Here is a 22181-nt window from a genome sequence, read left to right as displayed (position 1 = left end):
CGCACAGCGCTTCAGTCCCGGCGCCGCGGCGCCGTGCCGAACGCCACATCCGGCACTTCGGCAATCGCGCGGAACGCCGGCTTGGCGAACAGATAGCCCTGCATCAGGTGGATGCCGATGTCGCGCAGGAAGTCGCGCTCGCCCGGGGTCTCTATGCCTTCGGCGATGACCTCGATGCCCAGTTCCTCGCACAGCCGCACCAGGCTGCGCACGATGGCCTGGCGCGGGCGATGGCTGTCGACATTGCGTATCAGGTCCATGTCGATCTTGACGATGTCGGGCTGGAAGTCCGCCAGCAATTTCATGCCCGCGAAACCCGCGCCGAAGTCGTCGATGGCGGTCTTGAAGCCGCAGCGCTGGTACTCGCGCAGGATTTCGGCAAACCACGGGCCGTCCTTGACGCGCTCGCCTTCGGTCACCTCGAAGATAATCCTGTCCAGCGGGAAGCCGTGCGCCCGGGCCGCGGCCAGCGTGGTGCGAATGCACAGCTCGGGCTTATAGATCGCATTGGGCAGGAAGTTGATCGACACCAGCTCCTGGATACCCAGCTCGGCCGCGCCCTTGATGGCCTTGACGCGGCAGGCCTGGTCGAAGCGGTAGCAGTTGCTTTCGTCGACCTGCGACAGCACCGACATCGCGCTTTCGCCATGCGGCCCGCGCACCAGCGCCTCGTGCGCGAACACGCGGCCGTTGGCCAGGTCGACGATGGGCTGGTACGCGTAGTCGAACTGAAACGGCAGGCGCTCGCCCCGCGCGCAATCCTCGCAGTCCTGCGCACTGCCGTGCAGTGGAACGAAGCCGGCGGGAAACGACGTATGAGGGGTGGAGTGGGGAAGCGGGTGCATGCGGAACATTCTGCGCGCAGGATGAGCGCCCCGGGCATGTGGCCGCCAATACCCTGACCCGGCACAAGCCCGTCCCGGAGCGCAAATCGCGCCCGTTTTTGCCGCAGCCGGCATTTGGTTCATTTGCACATCCGATTTTACAAATGGCCGCGCTGCATGCGCGTCCGGCATTCTGGCGCCGTGGTAAAAACCGTCGCTTCCAGATATTCACAAGGTTTTCATGGCCGAAGAAAAACACGGGCAATTGTCTTTGCCCGCATTGATTGCCGTGGTGGTAGGCTCCATGGTCGGCGCGGGAATCTTCAATCTGCCCGGGCGCTTCGCCATGGCCACCGGCCCCTTGGGCGCGCTCGTATCCTGGGCCATTGCGGGCGCGGGCATGTATGCGCTGGCCCGGGTTTTCCAATGGCTCGCGCAAAAGCGCCCCGATATCGATTCCGGAGTATTTGCCTATGCCAAGGCGGGTTTCGGCAATTACCTGGGTTTTCTCTCGGCGTTTGGATATTGGTTGGGCAGTTGCCTGGGCAATGTCTTTTACTGGGTGCTGATCTGCACGACGCTGGGCCGCTTTTTCCCCGGGATATTCGGCGGAGGCAGCAGCCTGGGCGCGATCGCGGTGGCATTGCTGGGCATCTGGTCGTTCCACCTGCTGATCCTGCGCGGCGTGGAACAGGCGACCTTCATCAACACCGTCGTCACCATTGCGAAGCTCGTGCCCTTGCTGGTGGCAATCGTGGCGATGGTGGTGGCCTTCAATGCCGATCTGTTCCGGGCGAATTTCCACGGGGGCGCCGGCATGGCCGGCAAGCCGCTGTGGACGCAGGTGCGCGACACCATGCTGATCACGGTGTTCGTGTTCCTGGGCATCGAAGGCGCAAGCGTCTATTCGCGCTACGCGAAAAAGCGCGCTGATGTCGGCAGCGCCACGCTGCTGGGCTTTGTGGGCGTGACCGGGCTGATGGTGGCCATCACGCTGCTGCCCTATGGCATCGCCAGCCCGCAGCAGATTGCCGCCGCGGCCAAGCCGTCGCTCGCCGGCGTGCTGGAACAGGCGGTCGGGCCGTGGGGCGCGCTGATGGTGTCGGTGGCGGTGCTGGTGGCCGTGCTGGGCGCCTACCTGGCCTGGACGCTGATGGGCGCAGAAGTGCTGTATGCCGCGGCGCGCTCGCGCGACATGCCGCGGCTTTTCGCCGCGCAAAACCGCAACGGCGTTCCGGCCAATGCGCTGTGGGCCACCAATGCCATCGTGTCGCTGTTCGTCATCTCCACCCACTGGTCGACCGACGCGTTCAACTTCATGCTGGACATGGCCAGCGTCACCGCGCTGTTTCCCTATCTGATGGTCGCGGGATATGCCGTTGTGCTCACGCGCGCCGGCGGCGCGGCGCGCAAGGACCGGGCGGTTGCCTGGGTGGCCCTCGCCTATACCGTGTTCATGTTCGTCGCCGCGGGCCTGCAATATGTGCTGCTGACGGCCTTGCTCTACGTGCCCGGCAGCCTGCTTTATGCCTGGGCGCGGCGCGAACACGGGGCGCTGGTCTTCGAGCCCTTCGAACGCCCCATCCTGCTGCTGGCGGGCGCCGCGGCCGCGGCCGGGCTGTATGGACTGCTCGGCGGGCAGATTGCGCTCTGACCGGCGCCGCCAGCATCGCAGCCCGGCCGGCCGGGGCCGCAGGCGATGCCGCTGGCCTCGGCGCCGCGCGCATATGCCGATTCGGCGCTTGCAAACGCGATCTTCTTCTTTGGCCTGCGCCGCACCCGGCGCTACCATGGCTCCATGGAACAAGCCTCCCGAACGTGCCGCAAGGCCCCGTTCGCCAAGGCAGTTGCCATGGCCCAGGCGCAAAAAAACGCGGCAAGCCCGCTGGAAGGCCCATGCCTCCAGCAGCTCCCGCGTGATGCCTGAGCCACCGCGCCTGCGGGCCCCGCGCCGGGGCCCGCAGGCGCGCCATGTCAGTTCTCGAGCGTGATGTTCGACGCCTTGATCAGGCCGCCCCAGCGCACGGGCTCGTCGGCGACGATCTTGTCGAACTCCTTGCCGTAGGTGCCCGCGGGCACATAGCCCTGCGAGACCAGGCGCTGGCGCACTTCGGGCACGCGCAGCGCGTTCGATGCGGCCTTGGCCCAGCTCGCGACCTGTTCGTCGGAGGTGGCCGACGAGGTGACGAAAGCGATCCAGCCGACCAGATCGTTCATCGAGGCATAGCCCTGCTCGCCGAACGTCGGCACGTCGGGGAAGCCTTCGGAACGCGCCGGGCCGGTCACGGCCAGCGCGCGCAGCTTGCCGTCCTTGCCGATGTGCTGGCCCGCGACACCGAAGTCGGCGACCACCGAGTCGACCTGGCTGCCCAGCAGGTCATTGATCGCGGGCGCCGTGCCCTTGTAGGGCACATGCACCTGCTTGAGGCCGGCGGCGTTGTTGAAGGCCTCGCCCGTGACATGGCTCGAAGTGCCCGCGCCATACGAGCCAAAGGTCTGCGGCTTGCGCTTCGACATCGCGACGAATTCGGCCAGGTTCTTGGCGGGATGGTTCTTGTTGACCAGCAGCACGAAGGGGGTGATGCCCAGCTGCACCACGGGCTTGACGTCCTTGACGCTGTCATAGGGCACCTTCATCAGGTGCGGCACCACGGCCAGCGTCGAGCCCAGCACCAGGCCGAAGGTCGGGTTGCTGACGGGCGTGCGGATCACTTCGCCCAGTGCCAGCGTGCCAGAGGCACCGGGCTTGTTTTCGGCAACGATGGTGGTGCCCAGCGTCTTGCTCATCTCGTTGGCCACGGCGCGGCCGATGGTGTCGGAGCTGCCGCCCGCGGCCAGCGGCAGCAGCATGCGCACCGGCTTGCCCGATTGCGCCAGCGCCATGCCGGACACCGCCAGCAGGCCGGCGGCGGCCATGATCTTCAGAACCTTGCGCTTGGAATCCATTGCTTGTCTCCTGTTTGTCGTGGGGTGGAACTCAGGCGCGCGCGGCGATGAGTTCCCGGGTGGATTGGCAGGCGTCGCGGTATTGCTGCGCCAGCTTGTCGATGAATGCGGCCGCGGGCTGGATCTCGCTGAGCACGCCAATGCCCTGGCCGCAGCCCCAGATGTCCTTCCAGGCCTTGGGCTTGGCGGTGCCCGCGGCCCAGTTCATCTGGCTGGCATCGCCGGCGGGCAGGTTGTCGGGGTCGAGCCCGGCGCGCGCCATCGAGGGCTTGAGGTAGTTGCCATGCACGCCGGTGATCAGGTTGGTGTACACGACGTCGTTGGCGGCGCTGTCGAGGATCATCTGCTTGTGGCCCTCGACCGCATTGGCCTCCTGCGTGGCGATGAAGGCCGAACCCATATAGGCCAGGTCGGCGCCCATGACCTGCGCCGTGAGGATGGCGCGGCCGCTGGAGATCGAGCCCGACAGCGCCAGCGGGCCGTCGAACCATTGGCGGATTTCCTGCAGCAGTGCGAACGGCGACTGCGCACCCGCATGGCCGCCCGCGCCCGCCGCGACCGCGATCAGGCCATCGGCGCCCTTCTCGATGGCTTTCCTCGCGAAACGGTTGTCGATCACGTCATGCAGCACGATGCCGCCCCATGCATGCACGGCGTCGTTGATTTCCTTGCGCGCGCCCAGCGAGGAGATGACGATCGGCACCTTGAAGCGCGCGCAGACTTCCATGTCGTGCTCCAGGCGCTCGTTGCTGCGGTGCACGATCTGGTTCACGGCAAACGGCGCCGAAGGCTTGTCGGGGTTCTGCCGGTCGTATTCGGCCAGCTCCGAGGTGATGCGTTCTAGCCAGACCTCGAGCTGGTCGGCGGGCCGCGCGTTGAGCGCCGGAAACGAGCCGACGATGCCGGCCTTGCACTGTGCAATGACCAGTTCGGGCGTCGAGATGATGAACAGCGGCGAGGCAATCAGCGGCAGTCGCAGCTTGTCTTTGAGAATGGAAGGCAATGCCATGGGAAAACGGGTCCTGGAAAATGTCGTTTCAGATGCGGCGGTCGACGCCGGCCCAATAGGGTTCGCGCAGCAGGCGCTTGAAGATCTTGCCGGTGTCTTCGCGCGGCAGGCTGTCATGGAAGGTGATGGTCTGCGGAATCTTGTAGTTGGCGATCTTCTCGCGCAGGCGTTGCTGCAGCGTGGCGGGATCGAGCCGGCAGCCGGGCTTGAGCTGCACCGCGGCGGCCATGGCTTCGCCGAACTCGGCATCCGGAATGCCGAACACCGCGACGTCGCTGACTTCGTCCATGGTCAGGATGCTGGCCTCGACCTCTGCCGGGTAGATGTTCACGCCGCCGGAGATCACCATGTCCGACTTGCGGTCGCAGATGAACAGGTAGCCGTCGTCATCGATGAAACCCATGTCGCCCAGCGTGACCAGCCCGTCGCGGCTGATGTTCTCGCGGTCCTGCGCACGGCCGATATAGGTGAAATCGGGCATGGCCGGCTGGCGCACATAGATCAGGCCGATCTCGCCGCGCGGCAGCTCCTGCCCGTCGTCGCCGACGATGGACAGCTGCGCGCTGCCCAGCGCCTTGCCGGCGGAGCCGGGCTTGGCGAGCCATTCGCCGGCGGTGATGAAGGTGGTGTAGCCGGCCTCGCTCGAGCCATAGGCCTCGGTGACGACCGGGCCGAACCAGTCGATCATGCGCAGCTTGAGCTCGCGCGCGCAGGGAGATCCCGTGGACGACACCTGCTGCAGCGAGCCCAGGTCGTGGCGCGCGCGCACCTCGGCGGGCAGCGCCAGCAGCCGCTGGTACATGGTGGGCACGAGGTACGCATGCGTGACGCGGTGCTGCGCGATCAGCTCCAGCGTGCGCTCGGCCTTGAATCCGGGCTCGAGCACCAGCGTCGCGCCGCGCGCGCAGGCATGCGAGACGAACGACATCGTCGCGCTGTGGTACATGGGCGCGCTCAGCAGCGCCACCGATTCGGGCGTGGTGCCGTAGACCGCCTGCGCCACCTTGGCGGCTTCGGCATCGATTTCGGCGCGCACTTGCGGCGCGACCGGCAGGCGGCGCACGCCCTTGGGCTTGCCCGTGGTGCCCGAGGTATAGACCACGGCATTGAAAGGAAAGCGCTGGCTGTCGGGCAGCGGCTCGCCCTGCTGGCCCAAGGCGGGCCACTCCTGGCGGGCCACGCTGTCTGCATCCTCATGCAAAGGCGCGACCAGCAGCGCGACCTGCGCGGGCACCCCGGCGCGAATCGTCTCCACCAGGTCCTCGTGCACCACCAGCGCCTGGGCACCGCTGTCTTCGAGCAGGAACTGCACCTCGCCGGCCTTGAAGTGCCAGTTCAGCGAGACCAGGTAGACGCCCGCGCGCTTGCAGGCAATCACCGTGGCCACGTAGCTGGGGCTGTTCCTGAGCATCGCGGCCACGGTGCCGCCTTCCTTGACGCCCAGCGCGTTGAGGCTGCGCGAGATGCGCTCGGCCAGCAGCGCGACGTCTTGCTTGCGCCAGTGCTGATTGCCGAAAACCAGGGAAGGGACCATTTTGACTCCGCGCGCGAACTGAATTGAACAGTGTTCAATTTAGCGCCCTCCACCGGTTTCCCATGCTAGGGACTTCCCTGGTTTACGCGCTTTCGCCAACCGGCAACCATCGGCCATCTCCCCGTTGATGGCGCTGCCCCGGCAGCCGCAAAAGATTTGAACCATGCTTGATCCCTCCCGCGCACCCGCCGTGAAGCCACCGGGCCAGTGGCACCACGGCAACCTGCGCGAGTCGCTGGTGCAGTGGGGCATTGCGCTGCTGCACGAGGTGAGCCTCGACCAGCTGAGCCTGCGGCTGATCGCCAAGTCCGCGGGCGTCTCGGTGGGCGCGCCCGCGCACCATTTCGGCGACAAGGACGGCTTGTTCGCGGCCATGGCCGCGCAGGGTTTCCGGGAGTTGATCGCGCTGCGCCGCAGCTATCTGGCGCAGCTGCCCGCCGACGACCTGCCCGGCCGCATGCATGCGCTGGTGCGCGGGTATGTCGAATTCGCGCAGGCCAATGGATCGCTGTTCGAGCTGATGCTGGGCCCGGGCCTGCGCCACCGCGAGCAGTACCCCGAACTCGTCGAGGAAGGACGCGCCTCGTTTGCGCTGTTCTGCGAAATGGCCCAGCCCATGCTGCCGCCGCCCGGCCAATGCGCGATGCCGCATGCCGATGCGCTGCAAATGCTCTGGTCATCGATCCATGGCCTGGCCATCCTGCGCGTGCACCGCCGGCCCGCACCCGTGAAGGCCAGCCGCTCGCGCACGCTGGACCATCAGGTGGGCACCATGACGCAGTTCTGCCTGGCGGCGATTGCGGGGCTCAAGATCGCCTGACCTACTGGCTCATTGCTGCCCTTCCGAACGGCGTATGCACCGGTCCAGATACGCCTCCAGCCGCAAGGGGCTGCCGTCCGCGACGGCGCAGCCGACATAGCTGTCCGGCCGCAGCAGGTAGGCGGCGTCGCGCTGCAAGCCGGCCGCGGCGTGCGCTGCGCCGAAGTCGAAGCGGTGCAGCGCCATGCCCTGGGCCTCGCACCACGCGGCCAGATCGGGGCGCGCGCGGCCGTAGACATGCACCTGCCAGGCAATGGCGCAAAGCGGCGCGTGGTTGTCGTCCGTGTGCACCCAGGGCAGGCGGTCGCCGCCCTGCACCGCACCGGCCTGCCCCTCGCTGATCGGGCCGCCGCGGTAGCTGATCAGCGTCTGCGACAGCAGCCGGAACAGGTATTCGCGCACATCGTCGATGCCATACGCCAGCGGCGCGACGACCGGTGCGATGCGCGTGCGCACGAAGTCGGCAAACCGCCCCTCGGCGGTGATGAACTGGAACAAGCGGTCGGTGGTCTCGACCAGCCGCAGCGCGAACGCGCGGCGCTCGGCCTGGTAGCTGTCGAGCAGCGCCACCGGCGCACCCTGGCGCAGCACGGCGGCCAGTTTCCAGGCCAGGTTGATGGCATCGCCGATGCCGGTGTTCATGCCCTGGCCGCCGGCCGGGCTGTGGACGTGCGCGGCGTCGCCGGCCAGGAAGGCGCGGCCCGTGCGGTAGCGGTCGGTGACGCGGTGGTGTACGCGATAGGTCGAGAACCAGTGGACCTTGTCGACCTCGATCCCGATGTGGGCGATCGCACGGTGCCCGACGTCATGGAAGCTCAGCGTGTCGGCGCGGTCCGCGCCGTCGTCATCGACCACGCCGATCAGCCGGCCACGGCCCTGGTCGTCATAGGCCAGCCAGGCGACGAAATCGGCGTCATCGAGCGCGATCTGGATGTCGCCGCAGGCCGCCGGCCCATGCGCCTGCACATCGGCCACGTAGAAGAACTTGCCATAGGTGGCGCCGGGAAAGCCGGTGCCCATCTGGTGGCGCACGATGGAGCGCGCGCCATCGCAGCCCACGACATAGGCCGCCGCGCAGCGCTGTTCGCGGCCGCCGGGCAGGCGCAACTGGACCTCGACATGGTCGCCGCGGTCCTCGAAGCCCAGGCATTCGGTTTCCCGCTCGACGGCCACCCCCATGTCCTCCAGCCGCGCGATCAGCAGGCGCTCATGGCGGTCCTGCGGGTAGATCAGCACATACGGATAAGGTGTCAGATCTGCGCCCGCATTGGCGAAGCGCAGCGTCGCGCGCTTTGTGCCGCTGGTCCAGAGGTTGAGGGCCGCATTGCGGTGGCCTGCGGCCACCACGGCCTCGGCCAGGCCCAGCTGGCGGTACAGCTCGAGCGTGCGCGCCTGCACGGCCAGCGCGCGCGACTGCATGCCCGGCCCGCGCGCCTTGACGCCTTGCGCGGTGAGCCACAGCGCAAGCACCAGGCCGGTGGGCCCGGCTCCGACGATGACCACGTTATCGAGCGGCTTCATGGACAGCAGATGGAATGCAGCCCACACAGTGTGGCCAAAGTCCATCCCACGGCTTGTAGGCGCGCATGCGCTCTGGATGGGATTTGCCTGCCACGCCGGCAGCATCGATCACGCCTGCCCGGCCGGCACGGGCTGCCAGCGGCTGCCGGCGGAACTCAGCGCAGGTCTTGCGCCGGATCCACGCGGTCCGCGGCCGGTGCGGACTTCGCTTCGCCAGCGCGGCCGGGCACGGCAACGATGCTGCTGCCCGGCATGGCATGCGCGACCTGCACGATGCTGCCGTCATGCGCATGGTGGATGACGCAGACCGGCAGCTCGCGCAGGCGCCGCAAGCCATCCGCCGGAATGCCGTAGTGGCGCAGCAGGCTGTCGTCGTCCATCGGCAGGGGTGCGGCGCGGCGCTGGTGGCCGCGAAAGCGCCAGAAGTTGTAACGCGCCCACAGCACCAGCAGCCCGCCCAGCACCAGCATCGCCAGCAGGTACAGGCCCAGGTCGGAAAGGCCCGACTGCAGCGGCATCAGCCAGTGCGCCTCGATGTCCTCGCGCGGCGCGGCCAGCACCGACCAGATGCCGCGCGCCATGAGAAAGGTGAAGAACGCCCATGCGATCCAGGTCAGCAGCAGGTCCAGCGCATGGCGCCAGTAGCCGCGCGCGCTGCGGATCACCATGGTGGAGGCATTGATCTCTTGGAAAGTGTTCATGGCTTGGAATCCAGTGAGTGGATGCCCCGGTCGGGACTGACCCAGCGGGCGCGCCTGCGCTTCCTGCCGAGCATGATTTGTGGAAAGCTCACCAGCGTGGTGAGCAGGTTCAGCAGCCAGAACACCAGCGGGTACCAGACGACCCACACCAGGCTGCGCGCAAAGCCTTTTTCATAGCGGCGCTCGATCAGGATGCTGACCACGAACTGCAGCAGGCAGAAGCTCGCGAGCACCAGGCCGGTGAAGGCCGGCGGCACCAGCGTCTCGACACGCAGGTGCGCGGGCAGCGCGATGAACCAGCCCAGCACGTGCAGCAGGATGGACAGCGCAAACGAATAGGCCCACAGCGCCGACAGCGTGAACTCGAGCAGCAGCAGCCACAGCCGGCGGTTCTTCCAGTGGCGCAGCGCGCCCAGGTTCTTGATCAGGATCTCGGCGCCGCCCTGGGCCCAGCGCAGCCGCTGCTTCCACAGGCCGCGCAGCGTCTCGGGCATCAGGATCCAGCACAGCGCGCGCGGCTCGTAGAAGATCGACCAGTGGTCGCGCTGCAGCTTCCAGCTGATATCCAGGTCCTCGGTCACCATGTCCAGGCTCCAGTAGCCCACGCGTGCCACGGCCTGGCGGCGGAACGCGGTGATCACGCCCGAGACGGTAAACACCTGGCCGTAGATGCGCTGCGTGCGCTTGATCAGGCCGATGATCGAGGAGAACTCGCCGACCTGCAGCGCGCCCGTGAGCGTCGAGCGGGTGCGCACGCGCGGGTTGCCGGTCACCGCGCCGACCCGGGGATGGTCGAGCAGCGGCCGCACCAGGAAGGCCACTGCATCCGGGTCGAGCACCGCATCCCCATCGATGCACACCAGGTAGTCGCTGCGCGCGGCCAGCGCCCCCATGCGCAGCGCCATGGCCTTGCCCTGGTTCTGCGCCAGGTGCAGCACGCGCAGCCGCAGGTGCTGCGCGGCCAGGCGTTCGAGCAGCGCGCCGGTGGCGTCGCTCGAGCCGTCATTGACCGCGATCACCTCGACATGCGGATAGTGCTGGCCCAGCGCGGCGAGGATGGTCTGCTCGCCGTTGCGCGCCTCGTTGAAGCAGGGAATGATGATCGACACCAGCGGCATGCCGGGCAGCAGCGGCACGTCGCGCTCGGCCAAGGTCTCGCCCCACTTCCAGTGGCGCTCGCGCTGCAGGTAGAAGCTCAGCCCGCCGATCATCCAGAAGCCGGACATCAGCAGCGGGTAGAAGAAGACAAACGCCAGGATCGCCTTGCCCGTCAGCACGAAGGCCAGCGCCATGGGCAGCGCGATGACGGCTGCCATCAGCATCCAGGAAAGAAGTCGGTGTTTCATGGTGCAGGCAGCCAGGAGGTGGTCATTTGGGAGCGGATGGCATCCACGCGCGGATGGTCCTGGATGAAGTCATCGGGGTAGTAGCCGAAGTTGAGCGCGCCGCGCAGCTTCAGCCGGCGCATCCAGCCGGCCAGCACCTCGGCATCGATGGGCTTGGCCTCGCCGCTGTGAGCCGTGCGCCAGTCCATGCTCTGCAGCTCGAACACCGTGCGATCGAGCGCGCCCGGGCGCCGGCGCATCGCGTCCACCAGGCGGTCGAGCCAGGGCGCGGCCCCGGCATACCCCACGCCTTCCATCAGCGGCATGGCCATGGGCGCGGTCCAGTCATAGGCGGCGAGGAAGTCGTCGGGGTTCTGCGCGAACCACTCCTCGGCGCGCGGATCGAGCACCGGCTGGGCAAAGATGTTGCGCGCCGTGAGCACGCCCGCGCCGCGGATCGCGCGTACCTTTGCCGTGAGTTCCAGCGTGAAATCCACCAGCGCGCGCGACTTCATGCGCGTCCAGGCCTGGCGCTGGCCATCGGCGCGCAGCAACGCCATGTCCGCGGGCAGCCCGGCCGCCGCATAGGCGCGCAGCGCATCGGGGCCCGCGTCCTCGAAATCGGACAGCAGCGCGTCGTCGTGGAACAGCAGGCCGTCGAACGCCGCATGCGCCGACAGGTCCTCGTACAGCTGGCCGATGGCCGCGCGGTTGCCCGCGTGGAACGGGCTCAGGCGCTGGTATTGCGCGGGATCGACGGCCGTGGCGCGCGTCGCCGGATCCCAGCGCTGCACGCGCGGATGGCTCGCATCGAGGTCCAGGCTCAGCACCGGCATCCAGGCATAGACCCTGACGCCGGCACGGCTCTTGAGCTGCCAGGCGACGCGGTTGAACAGGTCGGCGCGCATGGGCAGCACGCGGTTGGGGAAATACACCTGCCGCACCAGGCCGTCGCCCACCGGGTCGGAATACGCCTGCAGGAACACGGTGTTGATGCGCAGGTCGGCCATGCGCTGCACCAGCCGGTCGAGGTTGCGGCCCTGCTGCTGCGGGTCGGGGTCGTAGACATAGTCCAGGTCCACATGCGCGACGCGCAGCATGCGCGGCGCCTGGGCGTCGGCCACGCGGTACGCGACCGCGGTGATGTCGTCTTCGCCCGACATCAGCATGCGCGGCACTTCTGGCCGGCGCACATCGGCCAGGCCATCGTCAAGCGTCAGGAACAGCTCGTAGCCGGCCTCGCGCAGGATGCGCTGCGCCGTGCCGCTGGCCGCGCCATAGGGCCAGACCCAGACGCGCGGCTTGCGCCCCGTGGTCTCGGCCACCGCCGCGCTGATGGCGCGCGCGTCCTCGCGCAGGCGCTGCTCGAATTCGGCTTCGGTCTCGTAGCGCTGCGCATCCGCCAGGTACTGGCGGTTGGCCATCGCCGGCAGCGTGTTGCCCTGCGGATTGCCCTGGATGCCCTTGTGCTGCGCGAAGGTGTGCGCGCCGACCTCGACCAGCGGCGAGCGCGCCACGCGCGCCAGCCCGGCGCGATCGAGAAACATGCTGCGCTCCGTGGCCAGGTCGCCAAACTTCACTTCGCGATCGGCCGGCGTGTCGAGCCAGGAGCCGACCGGCGCGAGCACCGCCGGCCATTGGAAGCTGCGCAGCAGCGGCAGCACGCGGGTTTCGAAATCGCGGTAGCCGTCGTCGAAGCTCAGCAGCACGGCCTTGGGCGGCAGCGCCGGGCCGCCGTCGCGCGCGGCCAGGATCTGGTCGACCGATACCGCCTGGTAGCCGGCGCTGCGCAGCCAGCTCAGCTGCGACAGCAACTGGTCGGTGCGCACCGCCAGGAAGGTCTGGTCGGCCTTGTCGTCCTGCACCGCATGGTAGGCCAGCGCCAGGTAGTGGTTCACGGGCCAGGCCCGTTCCTGCGCCGCCAGCGGGCGCTGGTCGGGAGCGAGATAGGGCGGGATGTCCTTGGCGCAGCCGGCCAGCAGAACCAGGGCCAGCAGGCCCGACATCAGGCGGGAGAGGTAGTTCATGGCCATGTTCAGAAGCGTTGGTTCAGGTCGAATGCAATGCGCCATTCGCGCTCGCGCCGGCCGTCATAGCTGCGCGAGATCGCCGACAGCGTGCCGCCGACCTCGAAGAGATCGTTGATGCGGTAGCGCTGGCCGTAGCTGAGCACGCCCAGCGCACTGCCGCCGTAGCCCTGCTGGGTCAGGCCGCCCAGGCCGATGCCCGCGAACTGCGTCCAGGCCCGCGCGGAGTCCTGGCGCAGCGTGTGGTTCCAGCGCAGCGAGGGCAGCAGGCTGCGCTCGGAGAGCGGGCTGTAATAAGCCACGTCGTTGCGCCGGTTGCGCGTGGCGTAGATCTCGACGCCGGCATCGAGGTACCAGTTCGGCCGGGTCACCAGGCGCTCCTGGCCGCTGAGCAGCAGCGAGCGGCGGCGGTTGCCGTCGCTGAAGTTCGAGGGCGAGGCCGAGAAGCTCCATTGCCGGCGCTCGCTCTGGCGCCAGCGCACGCCCAGGTCCAGCCGGTCGCTGGTGATGTTGTTGCGCAGGGCCTGCAGCGGCGTGTCGCGCGCGAGCCGCTGCGCGCCGGCCTGCAGCGACCAGGCGTCGTCGATCTGGTAGTTGACGCCGATGCCGCCGCCGGTGCGGCCGCCATGGCTGAAATGGTTTTCCGCGAGTTCGCCCAGCACGGTCCAGTCGCGGCTGCGCCATTCGAGCCCGGCGCGCACGAAGTTGTGCTGCGCGCGGCCGTCGCTGAAGTTGCCGCGGCGCTGGCCCAGGCCCGCCAGCAGCCGCCAGTTCTCGGCCAGCGGCCGCGAGTAGAGCGTGGCCTCGGCGCCCAGGTCGCGGCCGCCGGCAATCGGGTTGTCGTTGCCCAGGCCCTTGCTGAGCGCCAGCTGCAGTTCGGCCGAGTCATGCGCGCGCCACTGGCGCGCCAGGCGCTGCGCGCGCTGGTTCTCGGGGTAGCGCGCCAGCGTGTCGGCGCTCAGTTCGCGCGCCTGGCGCCATTCCTGCAGGTCCAGCGCGACCTGCCCCTGGGCCGTCTCCAGGCCCACGTCGCGCGGATCATGGGCTTCGGCGATCTTCAGCTCGATCTCGCCCTTGCGCGGCCAGCCGCGCGCGGCGTAGACCGTGGCGAGATCGACGCGCAGATGGCTGCGCGTCGGCGCCGCGGCCACCAGGCGTTCGAGCGCCCGCTGCGCGCCGGGCGTATCGCCGGCGTAGAAGTCCATCATGGCCGCCATGTGCCGGGCATCGAGATAGGCGGGATTGGGCGTGGCCTCCTTGTCGCCTTCGAGCGTGCGCCAGGGCGGCTGCTGCGCCGCCACCGCGTGCGCCGACTGGCGCGCGGCCTCGAATTCGCCCTGGTCGGCATACGCATACTGCAGGCCGAAGTCCTGGTCCTGGCGCGCGCTCACCTCATGGCGCAGGTAGTTGGCGGCGATCAGCTGGCGGTACAGCGCGGCCGCGCGCTGCGGCTGCTTCAGGTACAGGTAGGCCGAGGCGACATCGCCCAGCGCATAGACCGGCACCTCGGCGCCTTCGGCCACCAGCGCCTCGTATTCATCGACCAGCTCCTGCATCCTGGAGCGCGCATGCAGCGCCTGCAAGCGGTCGATGCGCACGCGCTGCACCAGCGCAGCCGGCACATTGCCGGCGCTGCGCCACTGCGCCAGCAGCGCGTCGTAGCGCGCCAGCGCGCGGTCGGCGGCGTCGAAGCGCTCGGCCTCGCCGCGCGCCGGCAACGCCGCATGGCGCACATTCTCGGCCGCGGCATCGGCCTCGAGCTCCCATTGCTGCTGCGCGCTCAACAGCCCTGGCCGCTGGCGCGCGATCTCCAGCGCCGCGTCCGCGAGATGGGCGCGCTGCAGCGCCAGCAGGTATTCGCGCACCACATACGGCCGCTCGCCAGCGTGCTGCATGGCGCGGTCGACATACTCCAGCGACGCATACACGCCCGCATGGCGCAGCTGCGCATAGCCCATCACCAGCAGCGTGTCGGGATCGTCGGGCCGGCGCTCGAGCAACTGCTGCGCGAGCGCGACGGCCTCGGCGCTCTGGCCGCCATCGGCCAGCGTCTGGATCTCGCCCCACTGGAACGCGAGGTCCTGCGGATAGCGCTCGCGGCCCAGGCGAAAGCTGTGCAGTGCCAGCGGCCAGTCGCGCGCATCGCGCTGGCCTTGCGCCTGCGCCAGCAGCGCGTCGCGCGCCGCCGGCAGCTCGGAAGCCGCGGGCTGCGGCGCTCCCGACGCCATGCCCGCCAGCGCCAGCAAGGTGGCCGCCAGGGCAACGCGCACGCGGAACGGGACTTCGAAGGAACAGGCAGATGTGCGCATAAACCAAGCTGTGAATGCCAATGGGTGGGGACAACCGACAGGCGATTGTTTTGCGTCCCGACCTCAAATGACAACAGCGGTATTGATGCGCTCTACCTAACTTGAAGTAACTAAATGTATATAAATCCTCATGGTGCCCCGGCAATCACCCAAAACCCGTAATCCTCCCCTGTAGGCCTCCTATTTTCTGGGTAGCCATTCCGTGTGACCTCAAATACTTACTTCTATTTTTGTCAAAATAAAATGTAACGCCCGTTGCCTTTTAAAAATAACAAACAACAGGGCGTGACATAGCCCTCATCCGATATGTCCCGGTGCCCGGTTGAGCAGCAGGTTGCGCTTGTCCGCGGTCAGCGACAGATAGCGCTCGTAGTTGCGCAGGATGTCGGCAATCAGTTCCTCGCGCCGCAGGTACTGGATGTCGTAGCCTTCACGGCCGTCGGCAAAGAAGGTGATGGGCTCGACCACATGGCGGCGCATGTTCTCCTCCTCGTCGGTGACTTCGGTGAGGATGTAGCCCGGCAGCTTGCGCCTGACCGGCCGCACGCCGTAGACGAAGTCGCGCAACTCGGCAATCGGAATGCTCAGATGCACCGCGCCCGCATTGCCGCCTTCGGTGTCGGCACTGTTGTCATGCACCACGGCATGCACACCCTGGCGCTCCATTTCCGCGGCCACCTCGCGCATTGCCGGCAGCACGGTTTTCTGCAGGAATCCATGGACGTCGCCGGCGCTGGGCTGGCGCACGATCAGCTCCAGGCGCTTGCGCCAGTGCTCGCCGTTCCAGAAGCTGGTGGCCGGCGCCCAGTCCTGGCTGGCATTGCGCAGGTCGGCCTGCATGCCGCGCCACAGCCCCACGCACAGCACCGCCATGATGGCCGCCACCGGCAGCGCCGCCACCAGCGTCATGGCCTGCAAGGCCTTGAGACCGCCGGCCAGCAGCAGTGCGATCGCCACCACGCCCAGCAGGCATGCCCAGAACAGCCGCTGCCACACCGGCGAGCGCGGGTGGCCGCGCGAGGCAATCGCGTCGACGACATAGGCGCCCGAGTCGGCCGAGGTGACGAAGAACATCGCGATCAGCATGATGGCCAGCCACGACACGCCCTTGGCCAGCGGCAGGTACTCGAAGAAGCGGAACAGCAGCGCGTCGACATTGCCCGCCGTCTGCGCCAGCGCGCCCTGGGCCACATGGGTGTCGATCCAGATCGCGCCATTGCCGAAGGCCGTCATCCACAGCAGGTTGAAGGCAGTGGGGATCAGCAGCACGCCGATGATGAATTCGCGCACCGTGCGCCCGCGCGAGATGCGCGCGATGAACATGCCGACGAATGGCGACCAGGACACCCACCAGGCCCAGTAGAGGATGGTCCAGTCGCCGAACCAGCCCGGCTCCAGCGGCGCCTCATAGGCAAAGGTGCGCAGCGACAGGCCCACCAGGCTCGACAGGTAGTTGCCGATGTTCTCGCTGAACGCCTCGAACAGGTGCACCGTGGGACCGAAGGTCAGCACGAAGCCCAAAAGCAGCATGGTCAACAGCAGATTGACCTCGGACAGCCGGCGCACGCCCTTGTCCAGCCCCGAGGCCGCCGACAGGCCGGCCAGGCCCACGACCAGCACGATCAGGCCGACGCGAAAGCCCACGGTGGAGGTGTCCCAGCCGGTCACGATGTTCAGGCCCGCGGCCAGCTGCAGCGCGCCATAGCCCAGCGTCGTCGCCAGCCCGGCAATCGTGCCGACCAGCGCGAAGGTATCGACACTGTGGCCGATGGGCCCGTTGATGCGCTGCTGCAGCAGCGGGTACAGGCCCGAGCGCATGGTCAACGGCAGGTTGTAGCGGAAGCCGAAATACGCCAGCACCAGCCCCATCACGCCATACACCGACCAGGCATGGATGCCCCAGTGGAAGAAGGTCGAGGTCAGCGCCTCGCGCGCGGCCGCGGGCGTGCCGGGAACCTGCGTCGGCGGCTTGAGGTAATGCTGCAGCGGCTCGCCGACGCCGAAGTACATCAGCCCGATGCCCATGCCCGCGGCAAACAGCATCGCGCTCCATGAAATGAAGTTGAACTCGGGCTTGGCATCATCGGGCCCTAGCCGGATGTTGCCGAAGCGGCTCACCGCGACCAGCACCAGGAACACCGGGAACAGCGACACCACCATGGTGTAGAACCAGTCGAAGTGGCCTATGACCCAGCCCTGCGCGGTGGAAAAGATGCGGTCCGCATGCCGCGGGAAAAAACCGCACAGCACGAGCAGCACGCCCAGCACCAGCAGCGCGGGAACGACCACCGGCGCCGAGAAGGTGATGCGCGGCGCGGCGGGCTCGGGGGGTGGATTGGCGGATTCGGGTGCGGATTGGGCGGGTTGGTCCATGGGAGGCTCCTGAAACAGGCGCCCATTATTGCGACCAGCAGCTCCCATCGTAGTCAGCCACATTCGCTTTCTTGCCGTTGGCGCCGCGCAATCCGCTTTGCTCCAGCGTGAAATTGCCGCAGCGGTCGCCGCGCTGGGCGTTCCTGGCCGTGGCCTGCAAGGTGTAGGTGGAGTCCGTGCGGTCGGTGACCGAGATCGCATAGGTGCCGGAAGACACCGTGGCCAGCGCCGTGGCCGCGAACGCGTCGATGCTGGGGTAGGTGCCGCTCGCGGTCGCGGCGCGCTCCATCCATTGCGCGGCCTGCATCAGGCCGGCGCGGGCCTCGGCGCGGTAGCCGCGGCGCACGTATTCGGTATAGCTGGGATAGGCCAGCGCGGCGAGGATGCCGATCACGGCCACCACGATCATCAGTTCGACCAGCGTGAAGCCGCGCTGGCGCGGCGCCGGCTGCCGGCGGTCCACAGTTTTCATCGTAAGGATTGCCATCATTTGAGTTGCCGCCAGCTGGGGCGGATCAGCACTTCGGGCAGCCGTGCGAGGCGGTCGTTCTTGCCGTCGTTGCCCATGCGCAGCTGCTCGGTCTTGGTGGAGACGCGCAGCTCCTTGGTCGAGGCCGTCATGCGCGCGAAGCGCGCGCCATAGCCCGCGCCCATGTACATCACCGGCACCGACGGCGGCTTGCCGGAGGCGATATGGATCAGCGTGCGGAACGGCTGCGCGGCCTGGGGCGTGGGCGCGCAGATTTCCTCGCCGGCCGCGGTGGCGCTGCCCGACGCCGGCACCTCGCTGATGATTTCCAGCAGGTTGCTGCCGTCGTAGAAGTCGATGTTGGTGGTCACGCGCTCGCCCGACACCGGCAGGTCCAGATACCAGCCCTTCCTTGCCGTGCAGCTGGCGGCGTTGGCCGCGCACGCATAGCTCACGTCGTTGCTGCTCAGGCGCCAGAACGTGCGGCTGGCGGCGGTCTCGGTGCCAGCCGTCTGGCTGCTGCTGTCCACGCCCTGCGCCACCAGCGCCGAGCGGCCGGACACCGCGGCCGGCACGGGTGTGGCCGCGGGCGTGACCTTGCCCTGGTCGGCGCCGCTGGCGGCCACCGCATAGCGGGTGTTGTCGAGCACCGAGTAGACCGACTGCACGGCGCGCTCCGAACGGTCCTCCTCGGTCAGGCTCTGGCCGGTGCCGAAGGCCACCATCAGGCCGCCCACCTCGCGGTTCGGGCGCAGCACGGGCGCGGTCGTGATCGGCTGGCGGCTCGAATTGCCCGCCGCGGCCGAATAGGTCGCGGTGAACAGCGGCGCGCCGCTGAACGCCACGCCCCAGCGGCTGTCGTCGGCATGCGAGATATCGAACTTCCAGAGATTGCCGCGCAGGTCGCCTGCATAGACATAGTCGGGCGCGCCGTCGCTGTTGACATCGAGGAACTGCGGCGTGGACAGGCCGTTGCCCGTGGCCTCGGCCGCGCCGACCGCGACCGCGGGCAGGGTCTTGAGCGCCTTGTCGCCGTCGAGGTACTGGATCAGCAGCACCGGGCGCTCGTTGGCGCTGTTGTAGCCGTTGCCCAGGATCAGCGCCCAGCGGTTGTTGTTGGTGCGCGTGATGTGCAGCGCGCGCTGCTGGTTGCTTTCGGCCACCACCGGCGTGCCCAGGATGTGGCCGATGTCGGCATGGGCATTCGGATCGGCCGGCTTGCCGGCCGTGGGCAGCGCGTCGTTGACGGCCGCGGCGGTCTTGTCCAGCACCACCAGGTTGGCCACATTGTCTTCGGTGAAGCCGTTGCTGACCGTGGAGGTGCGCGCGGCGGGGCCGGGGTTGGTCACGTCCAGCACGAAGTAGCCGCGGCCACCCGCGCCCAGCGTGCCCGCGAGGTAGGTGCGCCATGCGGGCGTGTCCGTGCCGATGTTGACGTCACCCGTGAACGGCGAGCCGTCGACGTAGTACTGGTGGGTGTAGACCGGGTCGATGCGATCGGTGAGCTTGGCGATGTTCTGCAGCACGCCATGCGGCACATAGGCGATCTTCTCCTGGCCGTCCTCGGCCGAGATGCCATGCAGCATGCCGTCGTTGCCGCCCACGTAGAGCATCGGCAGCCGCGTGCGGTGGCTGCTGGCAAAGCTCTGGTAGCTGCTGGCGGAGTAGCCGTTGCTGGGCACGCCGGTGTACCAGATGGCCGAATTGACGATGTCGCCCTGGCGCGACTTGCGGTTGCGGAAGGTGGCGCCGGTGTTCCCGCTGCGCTGCTCCTTGCTGCGGTCGCCGCGGATGAAATTGAGCCGGTCCTCGCCGCGGCCGTCGCCGGCAATGCTGGTGGCGCTGCCCGTGACCCCCTTGTTGAGCCACATGCGCGCCGAGGCCGCCGTGGTGGTGGCCGTGCTCAGGTTGGCCCATTTGAACGAGACCGCCTTGCTGCCGCTGCGCTGGAGGTCGTAGGACACCACCAGGCGCTGCGCGATGTCGCCGGCCGAGCGCGCATCGAGCTTGTCGGCGGAGCTGGTATTGCGCCCGTCCACCACGCCCCAGTCCCGGTTCGGTGTCGAGACACCGCTGGTTGAAATGGCGTTGGAGGTCACGTAGCCGTACCAGCGGTTGTCCAGCGAATTCGCATCGTCCGCGGCAATGTAGTTGGTCTGGTACGACTGCGTGCCCACGCGGCTGACCGAGCGCGACACCGAGGTCGCGCCGCTCACCGGCGCCGTGGTGTCGACGATGATGTCGTCGAAGATATCGGCGAACACGCCCGACAGGTCACCGCCGCTCACGGGATAGAACTTGCCGCGGCTGTTGATGGCCATGTGCCACATTTCCTGCGGGCGGTAGTCGTCGTACTTGCTGTCCGCCGTGGTATTGGTGACGTTGTCCCAGGTGGTTGCGCCGGCTGCCAACGACGCAAAGCCCGAGTCGTACATGCCGAACACGCCACCCGTGAACTGCGGAGAAGTCGTGTTGTTCTTCTTCAGCGTGCCGGCATAGCTGCCATAGCCGATGGTGTATTGCACCAGATGCTGCCAGCTGGCTGGATCGTTTCGCGGATTCCAGTATTCGTCGAACATGACCGACTTCGAGCCGGAGGTGAAAGTCTCCTGGCCGGTCTTGCGTACTTTGGATTTCAGTTCGTTGTTGATGCCTGGCTGCAGATCCGTGGACCAATAGTCGAACGCCAGTTCCGCGAGCGTGGGATAGGCGTAGTAGGTCGTGACCCGATTCACAGTCGTGCTGCGGGTTTGATTGGCATGATCGTCGCGATAGATTCTGGTCTGTGCACTGGAATCCGAATAGCTCTTGCCATCAGGAAAAGTGCCAGCCCTTGAATCTATGTTCTGCACTGGAATGGTGGCGTTCGCATTCGGCAGCTTCATCGCCTCCTTGAATGCCCCGTCAATGTCACCGTAGCTGAAATTCCAGCCGCCGTCCGTGAGGAAGATGTGATACGCGCGCCGGCAGGCCAGCGGAGCGCTGTCGGCCGTGCCAGGCACCGCATTCCACGGGCTGTCCTTGCCCGTCGTCTTGAGGTACTCACCGGCGTTGTAGACCAGGTTGTGCGAAGGCGTGCTGCCTGTCGCGCTTAACTTGGAGACCCAGTTCTTGAAATTGGTCTTGTGCGTGCCGGAAAACTTGGCGATGGAATTGTCGCCATTGCAATTGCCATCTCTGGAGGGAATGCTGTCGCAGGCAAAAGACTGCCAGGAAAGCCGAAACTGCTCGTCATACTTGGTGGTATTGAGCAGCGTCGACTCCAACCCCTGCTTGACATAGGTGATGCGGCGTATGTCCGCGTTGGTTTTGTTGCAGGTCGAGCTGCTGGTGTTTTGCGCACCATTGACATCGCAATAGGCCATGCTCCCCGAAGTATCGACCGACAGGATCACATTGGGAATCGGCGCCTTGTAGGCCGTGCCGGCGGGATACTGCGCGAAGCTCATCTGCGCGGCCCACAGCGACGCGGGCGCCGCCATGGCGGCCAGCAGGAGGGCCAGGGGAAAGGGTGCGCGCATGGTCAGTTCTCCGACATTGCCGAGACGGTAAGAGGCCATAGGGGACGGTGGTGGCTAGTCGATGGATTGCACGGACAGCACCGATTGCAGCACCACCTCGGTGCTGGGCTTGTTGCCGCGTGCCAGCGCGGTGATGCGGTAGACCAGCAGCTTCCTGCGCGACGGCGCAAACCGCTCGACGTTGGAATTCGATGGCAGGCTGGCCAGCAAGGCCACGTTCGGGTCCATGTACGGCAGCATTTCCACCCAGTACCAGGCGCCGCGGCCCGCGGTACGGACGTTCAGCAAGGGGTTGGCCGATTCGGCCGCGTCGGCGCCGGTGAACTGCCCATAGCGGGCCCCGACATCCGCCGCGGTCATCGCCGCCAGCAGGTCGCGGTTGTTCCAGAAATCCTGCACGCCGGTGCGCTTGCGGCAGATGCCCTTGTAGCAGCCCGTCGTGGGCCCGTTGGCACTGATGACCGTCAGGACGCTTTCAAGCTCCCTGGTTTCGATATCGAAATACACCGCGGTGCTGGCGCGGCACACATCGCCACTGGTGTCGCTGGGCAGGCAGCCCTCGCCGCTCGGGCGCACGCCGCGGATGTCGAATTCCGCATCCTGCAGCATCGCCTGCGCGGCCTCGAAGGCGCGGCGGTAGTCGGCATCGTTGCCGACCAGCATCTCGTTGAACAGGCTGCCGCGCGCGGCCCACGAGGCCAGCAGCATCGACAGCATGACGAACACGATCACGACATACAGCGCCACGCCGCGCTCGCGTGCGCGGCGCCGTGGCGGCCTGGAGAAAGAGGTGCGCGGCATG

The 22181-nt window shown here is 67.5% G+C and carries 16 protein-coding genes; 3 read left to right on the top strand and 13 right to left on the bottom strand.

Features of this window, described 5'->3' with window-relative positions; translation table 11 throughout:
* Nucleotides 1-11: 11 nt before the first annotated feature.
* Complete coding sequence (locus tag HUK68_RS04330) at nt 12-845, bottom strand: EAL domain-containing protein (protein WP_175503089.1); 834 nt, start codon at nt 843-845, stop codon at nt 12-14.
* A 38-nt stretch (nt 846-883) separates the two neighbouring features.
* Here HUK68_RS04330 and HUK68_RS04325 point away from each other — a divergent pair, with 38 nt between their 5' ends.
* Together HUK68_RS04325 and HUK68_RS04320 are read left to right on the top strand one after the other, a co-directional pair.
* On the top strand, nt 884-1108 hold the full coding sequence (locus HUK68_RS04325) for a hypothetical protein (protein WP_175503088.1): 225 nt from the start codon (nt 884-886) through the stop codon (nt 1106-1108).
* Complete coding sequence (locus tag HUK68_RS04320; RefSeq protein ID WP_175503087.1) at nt 1066-2478, top strand: basic amino acid/polyamine antiporter; 1413 nt, start codon at nt 1066-1068, stop codon at nt 2476-2478. The genes HUK68_RS04325 and HUK68_RS04320 overlap by 43 nt, the downstream gene beginning before the upstream one ends.
* 320 nt (nt 2479-2798) lie before the next feature.
* Here HUK68_RS04320 and HUK68_RS04315 read toward each other — a convergent pair whose 3' ends face one another.
* The 3 genes from HUK68_RS04315 to HUK68_RS04305 are packed head-to-tail and all read right to left on the bottom strand — an operon-like array spanning nt 2799 to nt 6313.
* Nucleotides 2799-3770: a Bug family tripartite tricarboxylate transporter substrate binding protein gene (locus tag HUK68_RS04315; protein WP_175503086.1), complete on the bottom strand. Its 972-nt coding sequence runs from the start codon at nt 3768-3770 to the stop codon at nt 2799-2801.
* Between the two features lie 31 nt (nt 3771-3801).
* The gene (locus HUK68_RS04310; RefSeq protein WP_175503085.1) at nt 3802-4779 is read right to left on the bottom strand and encodes an NAD(P)H-dependent flavin oxidoreductase; all 978 of its coding nucleotides are present in this window, start codon (nt 4777-4779) and stop codon (nt 3802-3804) included.
* A gap of 28 nt (nt 4780-4807) precedes the next feature.
* Nucleotides 4808-6313, bottom strand: coding sequence for an AMP-binding protein (locus HUK68_RS04305; RefSeq protein ID WP_175503084.1), 1506 nt, complete (start codon nt 6311-6313; stop codon nt 4808-4810).
* A gap of 163 nt (nt 6314-6476) precedes the next feature.
* On the opposite strand from HUK68_RS04305, the gene HUK68_RS04300 reads away from it, so the two are divergent.
* On the top strand, nt 6477-7133 hold the full coding sequence (locus HUK68_RS04300) for a TetR/AcrR family transcriptional regulator (RefSeq protein ID WP_175503083.1): 657 nt from the start codon (nt 6477-6479) through the stop codon (nt 7131-7133).
* A gap of 9 nt (nt 7134-7142) precedes the next feature.
* Here the strand turns inward: HUK68_RS04300 and HUK68_RS04295 are convergent, their stop codons facing one another.
* The 9 genes from HUK68_RS04295 to HUK68_RS04255 all read right to left on the bottom strand — a co-directional run bounded on the left by HUK68_RS04295 (nt 7143) and on the right by HUK68_RS04255 (nt 22180).
* Complete coding sequence (locus tag HUK68_RS04295; protein WP_175503082.1) at nt 7143-8654, bottom strand: FAD-dependent monooxygenase; 1512 nt, start codon at nt 8652-8654, stop codon at nt 7143-7145.
* A gap of 155 nt (nt 8655-8809) precedes the next feature.
* Nucleotides 8810-9355, bottom strand: coding sequence for a poly-beta-1,6-N-acetyl-D-glucosamine biosynthesis protein PgaD (gene pgaD / locus HUK68_RS04290; protein WP_175503081.1), 546 nt, complete (start codon nt 9353-9355; stop codon nt 8810-8812).
* On the bottom strand, nt 9352-10701 hold the full coding sequence (pgaC, locus tag HUK68_RS04285) for a poly-beta-1,6-N-acetyl-D-glucosamine synthase (RefSeq protein ID WP_175503080.1): 1350 nt from the start codon (nt 10699-10701) through the stop codon (nt 9352-9354). Before pgaC ends, pgaD begins: the two co-directional genes overlap by 4 nt.
* Nucleotides 10698-12707 carry a poly-beta-1,6-N-acetyl-D-glucosamine N-deacetylase PgaB gene (pgaB, locus tag HUK68_RS04280; RefSeq protein ID WP_350355230.1) on the bottom strand — a complete coding sequence of 670 codons (2010 nt, stop codon included), beginning with the start codon at nt 12705-12707 and terminating at the stop codon, nt 10698-10700. The genes pgaC and pgaB overlap by 4 nt, the downstream gene beginning before the upstream one ends.
* Nucleotides 12708-12715: 8 nt before the next feature.
* On the bottom strand, nt 12716-15016 hold the full coding sequence (gene pgaA / locus HUK68_RS04275; protein ID WP_175503078.1) for a poly-beta-1,6 N-acetyl-D-glucosamine export porin PgaA: 2301 nt from the start codon (nt 15014-15016) through the stop codon (nt 12716-12718).
* 297 nt (nt 15017-15313) lie between these two features.
* Nucleotides 15314-17389: a BCCT family transporter gene (locus HUK68_RS04270; protein WP_175503077.1), complete on the bottom strand. Its 2076-nt coding sequence runs from the start codon at nt 17387-17389 to the stop codon at nt 15314-15316.
* A gap of 25 nt (nt 17390-17414) precedes the next feature.
* The gene (locus HUK68_RS04265; RefSeq protein ID WP_175503076.1) at nt 17415-17861 is read right to left on the bottom strand and encodes a type IV pilin protein; all 447 of its coding nucleotides are present in this window, start codon (nt 17859-17861) and stop codon (nt 17415-17417) included.
* A 14-nt stretch (nt 17862-17875) separates the two neighbouring features.
* On the bottom strand, nt 17876-21379 hold the full coding sequence (locus HUK68_RS04260) for a pilus assembly protein (RefSeq protein WP_175503075.1): 3504 nt from the start codon (nt 21377-21379) through the stop codon (nt 17876-17878).
* Between the two features lie 54 nt (nt 21380-21433).
* Nucleotides 21434-22180, bottom strand: coding sequence for a pilus assembly PilX family protein (locus HUK68_RS04255; RefSeq protein WP_175503074.1), 747 nt, complete (start codon nt 22178-22180; stop codon nt 21434-21436).
* Nucleotide 22181: the final 1 nt, after the last annotated feature.

It is taken from the genome of Comamonas antarctica (assembly GCF_013363755.1).
Classification (GTDB): domain Bacteria; phylum Pseudomonadota; class Gammaproteobacteria; order Burkholderiales; family Burkholderiaceae_C; genus Comamonas; species Comamonas antarctica.
The sequence above is the reverse complement of the archived record's forward strand: the minus strand, read 5'-3'. Positions and strand labels throughout refer to the sequence as shown.